At 55.8% G+C, this 12971-nt stretch carries 13 protein-coding genes; 9 read left to right on the forward strand and 4 right to left on the reverse strand.

Annotated features, from left to right (window positions below):
• Positions 1-692, reverse strand: a 692-nt coding sequence (locus tag H7A81_RS10700) for a mannonate dehydratase (protein WP_182057468.1), incomplete at its 3' end; no start/stop codon positions are given.
• Between the two features lie 294 nt (positions 693-986).
• Here H7A81_RS10700 and H7A81_RS10705 point away from each other — a divergent pair.
• The 8 genes from H7A81_RS10705 to H7A81_RS10740 all read left to right on the forward strand — a co-directional run bounded on the left by H7A81_RS10705 (position 987) and on the right by H7A81_RS10740 (position 7690).
• Positions 987-1733: a GntR family transcriptional regulator gene (locus H7A81_RS10705; RefSeq protein ID WP_160868822.1), complete on the forward strand. Its 747-nt coding sequence runs from the start codon at positions 987-989 to the stop codon at positions 1731-1733.
• 1 nt (position 1734) lies between these two features.
• Positions 1735-2601 (forward strand): class II aldolase, encoded by an 867-nt coding sequence (locus H7A81_RS10710; RefSeq protein WP_182057469.1) that lies wholly within the window; start codon positions 1735-1737, stop codon positions 2599-2601.
• Complete coding sequence (locus H7A81_RS10715) at positions 2582-3055, forward strand: PTS sugar transporter subunit IIA (protein WP_182057470.1); 474 nt, start codon at positions 2582-2584, stop codon at positions 3053-3055. The genes H7A81_RS10710 and H7A81_RS10715 overlap by 20 nt, the downstream gene beginning before the upstream one ends.
• Positions 3052-3336, forward strand: coding sequence for a PTS sugar transporter subunit IIB (locus H7A81_RS10720; RefSeq protein ID WP_034823315.1), 285 nt, complete (start codon positions 3052-3054; stop codon positions 3334-3336). The genes H7A81_RS10715 and H7A81_RS10720 overlap by 4 nt, the downstream gene beginning before the upstream one ends.
• Positions 3337-3414: 78 nt before the next feature.
• Positions 3415-4773 carry a PTS galactitol transporter subunit IIC gene (locus tag H7A81_RS10725; RefSeq protein ID WP_160868819.1) on the forward strand — a complete coding sequence of 453 codons (1359 nt, stop codon included), beginning with the start codon at positions 3415-3417 and terminating at the stop codon, positions 4771-4773.
• Positions 4766-6295, forward strand: coding sequence for an L-fuculokinase (locus tag H7A81_RS10730; RefSeq protein WP_182057471.1), 1530 nt, complete (start codon positions 4766-4768; stop codon positions 6293-6295). The genes H7A81_RS10725 and H7A81_RS10730 overlap by 8 nt, the downstream gene beginning before the upstream one ends.
• Positions 6264-6533: an HPr family phosphocarrier protein gene (locus H7A81_RS10735; RefSeq protein WP_182057472.1), complete on the forward strand. Its 270-nt coding sequence runs from the start codon at positions 6264-6266 to the stop codon at positions 6531-6533. The genes H7A81_RS10730 and H7A81_RS10735 overlap by 32 nt, the downstream gene beginning before the upstream one ends.
• A 209-nt stretch (positions 6534-6742) precedes the next feature.
• Entirely contained in the window at positions 6743-7690 is a 948-nt protein-coding gene (locus tag H7A81_RS10740; protein WP_182057473.1) for a sensor domain-containing diguanylate cyclase, read from the forward strand.
• 102 nt (positions 7691-7792) lie between these two features.
• Here the strand turns inward: H7A81_RS10740 and H7A81_RS10745 are convergent, their stop codons facing one another.
• Both H7A81_RS10745 and H7A81_RS10750 read right to left on the reverse strand, forming a co-directional pair.
• The gene (locus H7A81_RS10745) at positions 7793-9661 is read right to left on the reverse strand and encodes an amidohydrolase (RefSeq protein ID WP_370529950.1); all 1869 of its coding nucleotides are present in this window, start codon (positions 9659-9661) and stop codon (positions 7793-7795) included.
• Positions 9662-9680: 19 nt separating this feature from the next.
• A complete protein-coding gene (locus H7A81_RS10750; RefSeq protein WP_166933592.1) occupies positions 9681-10241 on the reverse strand; it encodes an antibiotic biosynthesis monooxygenase in 561 nt (186 codons plus the stop codon).
• Positions 10242-10370: 129 nt separating this feature from the next.
• On the opposite strand from H7A81_RS10750, the gene H7A81_RS10755 reads away from it, so the two are divergent.
• The gene (locus H7A81_RS10755) at positions 10371-11279 is read left to right on the forward strand and encodes a LysR family transcriptional regulator (RefSeq protein WP_058959305.1); all 909 of its coding nucleotides are present in this window, start codon (positions 10371-10373) and stop codon (positions 11277-11279) included.
• A 6-nt stretch (positions 11280-11285) separates the two neighbouring features.
• Here H7A81_RS10755 and H7A81_RS10760 read toward each other — a convergent pair whose 3' ends face one another.
• On the reverse strand, positions 11286-12875 hold the full coding sequence (locus tag H7A81_RS10760; protein WP_182057474.1) for an MFS transporter: 1590 nt from the start codon (positions 12873-12875) through the stop codon (positions 11286-11288).
• Between the last annotated feature and the right edge of the window lie 96 nt (positions 12876-12971).

The raw sequence follows: 12971 nt of genomic DNA on the forward strand, positions 1-12971 counted from the left end.
CAGATCCAGTCGAGATCCTCACGGTTCTTCACAATGCGCGGCAAACCGAAGATCGAATACGGTGGATCATCCGGGTGGATCGCCATCTTCACGCCCACTTCTTCACATACCGGGATCACCGCTTTCAGGAAGTAAGCGAGGTTTTCACGCAGCTTGTTGTCGTCAACGTCTTTGTATTGCGCAAACAGATCCTGCACTTTCGCCAGACGCTCTGGCTCCCAGCCTGGCAACGCGAAACCGTTTGAGTTGCCCAACACTTCCTGCACCACTTCGTCGAGGCTCTTATCGATGCCTTTCTTCTCGAACGCCATGGTGAGTGAGCCGTCTGGCAGCACGTAGTTCATGTCGGTCTTCATCCAGTCAAATACCGGCATGAAGTTGTAGCAGATCACTTTTACGCCGACTTCAGCGAGGTGACGAATGCTCTGCTTGTAGTTCTCAATATATTGATCGCGGCTCGGCAGGCCGATCTTGATGTCGTCATGAATGTTGACGCTCTCGATCACTTCCACCGTCAGACCGGCGGCATGTACCTGATCAACCAATGCTTTAATCTTATCTTTCGGCCAGGTTTCCCCGACCGGCACGTCATACAGCGCGCCGACTACGCCACGCACACCCGGCACCTGGCGAATATATTCCAGCGAAACTTTATCTTCTTTGGGACCAAACCAACGCATTGTCAGTTGCATAATCTCATCCACCGTCATCGTGTTGCTGCGATAACTGTTAAACTACCATTCTAGTAAACATGATCACAGCATCGACTAACGAATATCTCTTGATCCGCGTCACAGAACACAATTTCTCCATCGGAAGTACAGTGCACAGATTTCAAGTGAGATACAGATCACACTTTATTGTCACAGATCCGGTACGCGAAAACGTGATTGTCCTCGATCCCTCGCCAGACGCAATTCCCTACTATAAGCCTCGAAGTTGTACATGATTGTCCATAGACAACTCTGAATGTTCAGGTGCGCGCCATGAAAACATTGAGTAAGAGTTCGCAGGTTCCGCTCTATCAGCAGGTAGTGGAGTGGATTCGCGAGAGTATCTATACCGGCGATCTGGTGGAGGATGACCGCATTCCTTCGGAGTTCCAGATCATGGATATGCTTGACGTCAGTCGCGGCACGGTGAAAAAAGCCGTGGCGCAGTTAGTCAAAGAAGGTGTGCTGGTACAAGTACAGGGTAAAGGCACCTTCGTTAAGAAAGAGAATATTCGCTATCCATTGGGTGAAGGGTTGCTCTCTTTCGCCGAATCACTGGAAAGCCAGCAGATTAATTTCAGCACGCAGGTGATCGCCACGCGGGTTGAACCGGCCAACCGTTATATTGCCGAGAAGTTACGCATTAAACCGGGGCAGGAAATTCTTTATCTGGAGCGATTGCGTTATATCGATGATGAAAGAGTGATGCTGATTGAGAATCGCATCAATATGGAACTGGTACCCGGCATTGCCGAGGTGGATTTTAATCATAATAACCTGTTTCCCACCATCGAACGATTATCGCAACAGAAAATACGTTATTCCGAAAGTCGCTATGCCGCGCGCTTAATCGGTAATGAACGCGGACATTTTTTGGATATCAGTGAGGATGCGCCGGTACTGCATTTAGAACAGTTGGTGTTTTTCTCACGTGAATTGCCGGTGGAATTCGGCAATGTCTGGTTAAAAGGGAATAAATATTATTTGGGCACCGTTCTGCAACGAAGAGAGGTAAGCTGACATGCCATTAGTCAACGGTCATCAATTTATTCGTCAACTGGAAAATAAGCGCGTGCTGGCCGGCGCCTTTAATACCACCAATCTGGAAACCACGCTCGGCATATTAAATGCGATTGAACGCAGTAACGTGCCGAATTTTATTCAAATCGCGCCCACCAATGCGCGTCTGTCCGGCTATGACTACATCTATGAAATGGTGCAGCGTCGCGCCGCACAGATGGATGTGGCGATCAGCCTGCATCTCGATCACGGCCGCAATATGGATGATATCCGCCAGGCGGTGCGTGCCGGATTTACTTCGGTAATGATCGATGGGGCTGCGCTGCCGTTTGAAGAGAACATCAAGCTGACGCGTCAGGCCGTGGAATTCTGCCAGAACTACAACGTGCCGGTTGAAGCTGAGCTGGGTGCGATTCTGGGTAAAGAAGACGATCACGTCAGCGAAGCGGATTGCAAAACCGACCCGCAGCAGGTGGTGGAGTTTGTGCGCGAAACGGGCTGTGACCTGCTGGCGATTTCGGTCGGTAATGTGCATGGACTGGATGATATTCCGCGTATCGATCTGCCGTTGCTGGCGGAAATTGCGCAGATCACGCCCATCCCGCTGGTCATTCATGGCGGTTCCGGTATCGCGGACAGCATCTTGCAGCAGTTTGTTAATCATCGGGTGGTGAAAGTGAACATCGCCAGCGACCTGCGCCGTTCCTTTATCACCAGCGTCGGTCACGCATGGCAGAAAAACCACAACGAAGCCAATCTGGCGGCGGTGATGGCTGATGCACGGCAGGCGGTGGAACATGAGGTCTACCACAAGATTCTGCGTTTGAATGATATCAGTGAGGCCGCGTATGCAGGGGATCCAGTTTAAGCCGCACTATGTGCAGCACCTCAATGAGGGGCTGAGTGTTGATCAGGTGATTCGCCAACTGGCACAGCCGCTGGTGGATGAAGCGCTGGTGGTCGCAGATTTTGCCGAGCATGTGCTGGCGCGTGAGCAGGATTTCCCCACCGGCTTACCGACGGAACCGGTTGGCGTAGCGATTCCGCATACCGACCATCGCCATGTGCGCCACAACGCCATCAGTATCGGCATTCTGCCGCAGCCGGTGACCTTTGCCGATATGGGCGGCGAGCCAGAACCGGTGCCGGTACGCGTGGTGTTTCTGCTGGCACTGAGTGAAAGTAACAAGCAATTAAATGTGTTGGGCTGGATTATGGAACTGATTCAGGATAGCGATTTTATGCAGCAATTATTGCAGCTTAACGATCAGCAAATTTATCAACGCATCACAGAAACCATGACCGAACGAGGTGAAGTATGAGCCAGACGATATTATTTGTATGTGCTACCGGCATTGCCACATCCACTGCCGTGACAGAGAAAGTCATGGAATATTGCCAGGAGCACGGTCTTAATGTGAATTACTCGCAAACCAACGTCGCTTCTTTGCCCAATAATACCGACGGTGTTGCTCTGGTGGTGTCCACCACTAAAGTGCCTTATGAATTAGATATCCCGGTGGTTAACGGCTTACCGATTATTACCGGTGTCGGCGAAGAAAAAGTGCTGGAAAAAATTGTCGAAATTTTGAAAAACCAATAATTACTTATTTATTTAATCCGATTGCCATAATAGGGCGCTAACGCCAGGTACGTTTACGCCCGTCATAAGGGGTCTGCCATGAATGAAATCGCTCATAGCCTCTACACCGTGGTGCAATATATATTGGGTTTTGGCCCAACCGTATTATTACCGCTGGTGCTGTTTATTCTTGCACTGTGCTTTAAGGTCAAACCGGCCAAAGCCTTGCGCTCATCGTTAACCGTAGGCATTGGCTTCGTCGGTATCTACGCCATCTTCGATATTCTCACCAGTAATGTTGGCCCGGCTGCGCAGGCAATGGTAGAGCGCACCAATATTAATCTGCCAGTGGTGGATCTCGGCTGGCCGCCGCTTTCTGCTATTACCTGGGGATCGCCGATTGCACCCTTCGTCATTCCGCTGACGATTCTGATCAACGTGGCGATGCTGGCAATGAACCGCACTCGCACCGTCGATGTGGACATGTGGAACTACTGGCACTTCGCGCTGGCCGGTACGCTGGTTTACTACAGCACAGGCAGTTTCTTCTTCGGATTACTGGCCGCTGCCATTGCCGCCATTGTGGTACTGAAGCTGGCAGACTGGTCCGCGCCGATGGTGCAGAAATACTTTGGTCTGGAAGGAATTTCACTGCCGACGCTGTCCGCCGTGGTGTTCTTCCCGGTGGGCTTGCTGGTGGACAAAATCATCGACAAGATTCCGGGTCTCAACCGTATCCACATCGATCCACAAACCGTGCAGAAGAAGCTGGGCATCTTTGGTGAGCCGATGATGGTCGGAACCATTCTGGGCCTGCTGCTGGGGGTTATCGCCGGGTATGACTTCAAGCATATCCTGCTGCTCGGTATCAGCATTGGCGGCGTGATGTTTATTCTGCCGCGCATGGTGCGCATCCTGATGGAAGGCCTGTTGCCGCTGTCGGAAGCGATCAAGAAGTACCTCAACACCAAATACCCAGGCCGTGACGATCTCTATATCGGGCTGGATATCGCGGTGGCAGTGGGCAACCCGGCGATCATCTCTTCCGCGCTGCTGCTGACGCCGATTTCCGTGTTCATCGCCTTTATCCTGCCAGGCAACCAGGTGCTGCCGTTGGGCGATCTGGCGAACCTCGCGGTGATGGCGTCGATGATCGCGCTGGCCAGTCGTGGCAACATTTTCCGCACCGTGCTGGCGGCGATTCCGGTGATCGTGGCCGACCTGTGGATTGCCACCAAAATCGCGCCCTTTATTACCGGCATGGCGAAAGACGTGAACTTCAAGTTTGCCGAAGGCTCTAGCGGCCAGGTCTCCAGCTTCCTTGACGGCGGCAACCCGTTCCGCTTCTGGCTGCTGGAAATCTTCAACGGCAACGTGATAGCGATTGGCCTGGTGCCGGTGGTGGGTCTGGTGCTGTGGGGCATCTTCCGCCTGACACGAGGTGCCGTGTATGCCTGAGAACGCTGCGGCCATCGTCATTGATATCGGTACGACTAACTGTAAAGTCGCCTGTTTTTCTCGTCGGGATGCGTCCCGACTGGATGAGCGTAAGTTCGTCACACCCAAAATCACTTCGCCCACGGGTAACGTCGATTTCGATATCGATGCGCTGTGGCAGCAGGTGGTGGCGACGATGCGCAGCCTGATTGCGACAACGGATTGCACGGTTACGCATATCAGTATTGCCAGCTTTGGTGAGTCCGGCGTGTTTCTCGACGAGGCTGGCAATATCCTGACGCCGATGCTGGCCTGGTATGATCGTCGGGGCGAAGAGTATCTCGCCACCTTAACCGAAGCGGACAGCCAGCGGTTGTATCAAATCACCGGTTTGCCGCTGCACAGTAATTATTCGGCCTTCAAGATGCGCTGGCTGCTGGATAACTATGCGCTGCGCGGGCGTCACGGTTTGCGCTGGCTGCATGCGCCGGAGGTGCTGCTGTGGCGATTAACCGGCGCACAGCGAACCGACACCACGCTCGCCAGCCGCACGCTGTGTCTCGATCTCCAGCAGGGAAGCTGGTCGGCCCAGGCCGCCGATATTTTGCAACTGCCGCTCGATGCTTTTGCCCCTCTGTTGACGCCGGGTGAAGTGGCGGGGTGGGTGACACCCGCGTGCCGTGAGGCACTGGGGTTAACCCAGCCGGTGTGCGTCACGCTGGCTGGGCACGATCATATGGTGGGCGCGCGGGCACTACAGCTGCAAACCGGCGAGGTGCTGAACTCTACCGGTACCACCGAAGGCATCTTGCTGCTGCAACCACAGCCTTTGCTCAATGAGCAAGCCCGGCGCGACAAACTCGCCAACGGGCGTTATTCGCGGGACAACCATTTCACGCTATTCGCCTCACTGCCGGTGGGGGGCTTTGCGCTGGAGTGGGTGAGCAGCACTTTTCGGCTGTCGCGCGAGGAGATCGATGCCGCACTGGTACAAGCCACGCAGCGTTATCTGGCTGATGAGTGGCAGCCGGAAGGATTACCGCTGTTTATCCCGCATTTGCGTGGGTCCGGCTCGCCTTATAAAAACCGCCATACGCGCGGGTTGATGTACGGTCTGAGCGATACGTTGCCGCACGATGAACTGCTATTAACGGTGTTGTTTGGGCTGACTATGGAGTTTGCCAACTGCTTCACCTGTTTTGCGGTGCCTGCGGGCCCCGCACTGAAAGTGATTGGTCCGGCCACACGCAATCCGCTGTGGCTTCAGCTCAAGGCTGACAGTCTGGCGCGAACGGTAGAAGCGATTGCCTTTGATGAAGCGGTATCCGTGGGCGCACTGCTGATTGCCTGTGCGGATGTGCCTCCACCTGAGGTGCGTGTGGCGCAGTGCTATCAACCCGACCCACAACGCGGCCACGCGTTGCAGCGTTATCAGCAGCGCTGGCAGGCGTTCTATCAATTTAAATTGCAGCAGGAAGGCGTTATTTCCCCCATTAACCAGGAGAACCGTCATGTTGAGTCAAATCGTTACCGTGAAAAATAGTACTGGCATCCATGCGCGCCCGGCGGCACAGCTGGCCAAGGCGTTAAAAGGCCATGACTGCCGCGTCACGCTGCGCTACGAAGGCAAAGACGTCAATGCCAGCAGTATGATGAACATCATGCGCGCTGGCATTAAAGCGGGTGGCAGCGTGGAAGTGGTATGTGAAGGAGGCGACGAGGCGGGTGTGCTGCATCAGGTTGTCACGATGTTTGATCAGCGCTTTGGCGAAGCGGAGTAGACCTACAGGGCGCTGGCCCAGGCGGCTGGCGCGTTTTCTACTGCTTTGCAGGAATAAAGAAAGTTTTGTTCGCTGAAATAACCTCAATGCTTCGCCGTTCCCTCTGAGCTTGATGCAATTTTCCGCTACTGATCGGCTTTTCATTTGTTTTATTTATCAGAAACTTCCTGGCAGGCAAAATAACCCTTATTTCCTCTCCGTCAGCCATCATGTCCGAAGAAGCGCTGCGTCAGCAGATTCAGAACCTGAAAAAGCATAATGCGCGCTTAAAGCGCATAGCGCATGACGCGCGTAACAAGCTGAGTGCGGCGCTGGACGGAACCGGTTTATGTTTGTGGCAGCTGGATATTCCCAGCGGCAAGCTGGTGATTTTCAATCGACGCTGGGGTTCGATGCTGGGTTTCCAGCCGAAAGAGACCAAAGCGCAGTTTGAAGTCTGGCGCGAACGCCTGCACCCCGATGACGCCGATGACGTGCTCAAGGCGTTTTACGATCATATCGAAGGGCGTGCGCCTTACTATGAGGCGCTGCATCGCATGCTGGGTAAGAACGACAAAATTACCTGGGTGCTGGATCGTGGGCGTGTGACCGAGTGGGACGAAGAAGGCAATCCGCTTAAAGTCACCGGCACGCACATCGATATGACCAAAGAGAAGCAGTATGAAGCGCAACTCTCTTCATTGGCGCATCACGATCCGCTGACCGGCCTGACCAACCGCCACGCGCTGCAAACGCATTTCAGCAAAATGAAAGCGCAGGGGCCGCTGTGCGTGGCATTTATCGATCTCGATAACTTTAAGCATGTTAACGACACGCTCGGCCATCGCAGTGGCGATGAAGTGTTGATTCAACTCAGCCAGCGCATTCTTGACCAGGTGCCGCCAAACGTGGTGGTGGGCCGTTTAGGTGGTGATGAGTTTGTGTTGCTGATGCCGTTCCTGATCGATTTCCCCAAAGTGCGCATCATGATGCAGGCGGTGCTGGATGCCGCACTGACGCCGTTTGATGTTGATAACGGCCATGCGCAGATTGGTGCTTCTATTGGCGTGGCGACGGTGCAACCGCACTTTAGTTTTGATGAGGCGCTGACGCGTGCCGATGAAGCGATGTACCAGATTAAGAAGAACGGCAAGCAAGGGTTTGGCCTGGCGGGGTAATCTTTTATGGTTGCGGAAACAGACCCGCGCCACCGCCAAAGTCTGTGTCCCCATTTGCAGCAAAGCCCTCTCACCTGGAGAGGGCCATAAACTGCCTTTAACTCAAAACGCGAAGCACGAACAGCCCAGCGCACCCCAGAAGGCATGGTTATCCGACACCGGCACCGAAGACTGGCGTGCCACATCGTGTGAGTGGCTGTGTACCCCACAAGGGCCGCTGCACTGGTGCACTTTCGGCATCATCGCCGCACGACCACTGGCTTGCGGTGGCGCGCTACGGTAGTGGCCCGGCACGGTGACCACCGGAGACCACTCTGGCAACACTGGCACCGGTGGTGGTGACAGCGGCGTGAAGCCGCCTGCGGCATACACCACTTCGCCATCGACCAGCGTCAATACCGATTCAATCCCTTTAATCTCCTCTTCCGGCACGCTGAAGAAATCTTTCGACAGCAGCACCAGATCCGCCAACTGACCGACTTTAATCTCACCTTTGGCATTCTGCTCGCTGGAGAACCAGGCGCTGCCTTTGGTCCACAGCATCAGCGCGGTTTCGCGGTCAATACGGGCATTGTCATCGTACAACTGCATGCCGCCGACGGTGCGGCCAGAAACCAGCCAGTAGAGCGCGGTCCATGGGTTATAGCTGGCGACGCGCGTGGCATCGGTGCCCAAACCGACAGGCACCTCCGCATCCAGCATGCGCGCCACCGGCGGCGTCTGCTTGGCGGCTTCTTTACCGTAGCGATCGACGAAGTACTCACCCTGGAACGCCATACGATGCTGCACGGCCAGCCCGCCACCCAACGCTTTGACGCGCTCAATATTGGCTTCGGTGATGGTCTCGGCGTGGTCAAAGAACCAGTGCAGGCCGTTAAACGGAATATCGCGATTTACCTTTTCGAACACATCCAGCATGCGGCTGATCGATTCGTTGTAGGTGGCATGCAGACGGAACGGCCAGCGATGCTCCACCAGATGGCGCACCACGCGCTCCAGCTCATCTTCCATGCCGGGGGCCAGGTCGGGGCGCGGTTCGAGGAAGTCTTCAAAATCTGCCGCCGAGAACACCAGCATCTCGCCCGCTCCATTGTGACGCAGGAAATTGGTGCCCTGGCCCGGCTTCAGCATGTCGGTCCACTTCTCGAAATCTTCCAGTTCATGGCCGGGGCGCTGGGTAAACAGGTTGTAGGCAATGCGCACCGTCAGCTGCTTTTTGGCGTGCAGTTCCGAAATCACATCGTAATCATCGGGATAGTTCTGGAAGCCGCCGCCCGCATCAATGGCGCTGGTCAGGCCGAGGCGGTTCAGCTCACGCATAAACTGACGTGTGGAGTTAACCTGCTGTTCCAGCGGCAGCTTCGGTCCTTTCGCCAGCGTGGCGTACAGCAGCATGGCGTTAGGGCGCGCAATTAGCATGCCGGTCGGGTTACCGTTGCTGTCACGCTGGATTTCACCGCCCGGTGGGTTCGGCGTGTCTTTGGTGTAACCGACCACGCGCAGCGCAGCGCGGTTCAGCAGGGCACGGTCATACAGGTGCAGGATGAACACTGGCGTATCCGGCGCGGCGGCGTTGATCTCATCCAGCGTCGGCATGCGGCGTTCAGCAAACTGGAATTCGCTCCAGCCGCCAACGACGCGCACCCACTGCGGTGAAGGGGTGCGCAGCGCCTGTTCACGCAGCATACGCAATGCATCGGCCAGCGACGGCACGCCTTCCCAGCGCAGTTCAAGGTTGTAGTTGAGGCCACCGCGAATCAGGTGCAGGTGTGAGTCGTTAAGGCCAGGAATACCGGTGTGGCCTTTGGCATCAATAATCTGCGTGTCGCTGCCAGCAAAGCGCATCACTTCCGCTTCGCTGCCTACCGCGAGAAACTTGCCGTCTTTGATCGCCACCGCAGTGGCGAACGGGTTGGCGCGATCCACCGTGTGGAATTTGCCGTTGGTAAAAATCAGTGAGGCCGTTGTCATCATCTCTTCTCCAGTTAGATTACGCGTTGCGGCCAATAAGCCACTGTTTTAAAACACGGGTAACGATCGGCATCCACAGGAACACCACCAGTGCCACCACGCTGGCATCATTCAGCAAGTGGCCCCACAGCGTGCCGTGCGCGGCGGGCAACACCTGATTCCAGAACCACGGCACCAGGTTGGTAGAGGGAAAAATCACCCCCAGCGTCAGTAAGTATTGTTTCCATTTCGCCGGTTTGACCTGGCCTTTTTGCGCCGGGGTAAACCAGAACGCGGCGCCGGGGCGCACCTCAATATGTTCTGGTTGTGCCAGCATCGTTGGCAGGTTCTGGATTAACGTTTTGCGCTGATCCGATTTCAGCCAGGCGTACAGCTCATCCAGTCCGGTAAAACGAATCAGCACGGTGTAAGCATTGTCGCCGTGCACCGGGCGCAGCACGTTGACGCCAAGATGGCCAGGAAAGCTCGCAGCCTGCGGCATGATGGTGTCGAGCCACTGCTCATAATGGGCCTGCTGTTCTGGCAGGATGCTGTGGGTAATCACCAGCGTGACATGGTTGGCTTGTTGTGAGTAATTCATCGTAAGTTCCTGAGTTTCCGCTGGTGAAAGTGCTTGCGTCGTTGAGTAAAAAAATACGAAATGAGAGCGTTTATTGATAACGGATAGATTTTGGGTTGTTGTTCAACAATTTTTGGGGAGGCATGGGGTATGCGTTTAAACCTTGAGGCGCTGCTGATTTTGGATGCGTTGGATCGCCACGGCACCTTTGCCGCTGCGGCTGCGCGCTTGTTTAAAACTGCGTCGGCGTTGAGCTATACCGTGCAGAAGATGGAGAGCGATCTCAAGATCACGCTGTTGGATCGCTCTGGACATCGCGCCACCTTCACCCCGACCGGGCGTTTGATGCTGGAAAAAGGTCGCACCCTGCTGCGCGCGGTGAATGAGTTAGAACAGCAGGCGCGCTATGTTGAGAGTGGCTGGGAAAGCCAGTTGGTGATCAGCGTCGATGCCTCACTGCCGTTTCGCATTCTCACGCCGCTGATTGATCAGTTTTATCAGGAGCACCCGCATACTCAGCTGCAATTCCGTCAGGACGTGCTGGCTGGCTGCTGGGAAGCGCTTAACTATGGCGAAGCGGACATTGTCTTTGGCGCGGTGCAGGAACCCGCCACGCGCAAAGAGATTGTCTGTCAGCCGCTCGGCTGGCTGGATTATGTGTTTGCTGTCGCACCGGAGCATCCTCTCGCTTCCGCACCTGAACCACTGCTGCGCGAGCAGATTCGTCAGTACCGCGCGGTGACGGTCCATGACTCGTCTCGTCACGGTGCAGGTATCGATTTACGTGTGCTGGATGAGCAGAAGACGCTGAGCGTGCATGACTTCCCGGCGAAACTACAGGCGCAACTGGATGGCTTGGGCTGTGGTTACCTGCCGTTATACCTGGCGAGGCCGCATCTGGAGAGTGGCGCGCTGGTGGCGCGCCAGCTGGATAGCGAATGCCGCCGCGATATGGCGTATCTGGCGTGGAATGAAACCGCGACCGGCAATGCGGCAACCTGGTGGCGTGAGCACCTGCTCACGCTTCCTGGATTGCAGGAGATTTATTCTCCCGCGTAAAGGCTGTTATATCGCAATGTGGTGACTGACCTGCGGGGCTTCTTCACCCTGATGATATTGCAAAACTGCCTGCTGAAGTTCGGCATCGGCGTGCGACACACGCTGGTGCTGACGCATATGCTCCTGCCAGGACTCCACCATAAACCACTCCAGCAATGCAGTCGGATCGTCGGTTTGCTCCATGAGTCCCCATGAATAGGCGCCATCACGGCGGCGAGACTGTGCCAATTTGTGAATCGCCTTTTTGAACGCGGCGCGATCTTCCTGCGGCACGCGGTAGCGAATCTGAATCAACACCGGACCATGACGCACATCGACATCATCGTGCACCACCGGCATGGCCCAATGCTCCGCGGGTTGCAGATCCGCTTCACCCGCAGGCAGTGCCAGACGTTTCAGCAGTACGCCAGTGATCACCAGACCAGCCCCGGCAATCATCAGCGTGGTAGCCAGACCGAGCTGCTGTGCGATCAAACCCCACGCCAGACTGCCACCGGCCAATGTGCCGTTGAACACCATCAGATACACCGCCAGACCGCGGCCGCGCACCCAATCCGGCAGCACCGCCTGTGCCACGCCGTTCAAGGTGGTCAGTGCAATAATCCAGCCGACGCCCAGCACCAGCATTAACAGCAGCGCCAGCCACTGCGGCGGGCTCATCGCCAGGGCCAGCATCACCAGTGCGCTTAGCACCGCTGAGAGCAGCATCAATCCATCGTTACTGAGTTTGCTGCGCAGTCGCGGCAACAGTAGCGCACCGGCAATCGCACCGCCGCCCACTGCGCCCAACAGCAAACCATAAAATCCGGCGGTACCGTGCAGCATGGTGCGCGCTACCAGCGGCAGCAGCGCCCAGATGGCACTGGCAAAGGCGAAGTACATCGCAGCGCGGAACAACACACGGTGTAGTTCACGGCTAGCTTTGACATAACGCAGGCCCGCGCGGAAGGCACCAAAGAAGTGTTCGTTGAGTTCGGTTTTGGCTTTCGCCGGACGTTTCCAGTACAGCAGGGCAGCAATAACGAAAAAATAACTCGCCACATCGGCACCGTAGGCCGCCATGGCGCCTAAACTTGCCAGCAGTAAACCGCCAGTGGCAGGCCCGATGGCGCGGGCAATATTGATGCCGAGCGAGTTAAGCGCTACGGCGTTTTTCAGCTCATGGCGTGGCACCAGTTCGGGCACAATCGCCTGCCAGGCCGGGCCAAACAGCGCGGCACCAATGCCGCCGACAAAGGTCAGGCCGATCAGCCATTCCACGGTGAGCCAGTGATTGTGCGACAGCACCAGCAGAGTGCCGCTGACGCTGGCCATCAGAATCTGCACCACGATCAGCAGACGGCGGCGATCGACGATATCAGAGAGCACGCCCGCTGGCAGTGCCAACAGGAACACCGGCAGAGTGGCAGCGGTTTGCATCAACGCCACGGCGGTTGGGTTATCGGATAAGCCGGTGACTAACCAGGCGCTGGCGACGTCGCGAATAAAACTGCCGGTGTTGCCGAGTACCGAGGCGGTCCAGATCAGGGCGAACAGCCCGTAGGCGAAGGGAGAAAAAGCACCGCCGCGTGGCGTCGTTGGGTTTTGCTGGCTCATCACTGTTTTCCTGTAAATGTGCGATGTATGCACCTTACGAATCCCGCGAGATGCTTGATAGCGGAAAAAATCGGCCAACTTGTTCAGGCTTTTTTG

The organism is Pantoea sp. ME81, assembly GCF_903970985.1.
In the GTDB taxonomy this organism is placed as follows: Bacteria; Pseudomonadota; Gammaproteobacteria; order Enterobacterales; family Enterobacteriaceae; genus Pantoea; species Pantoea communis.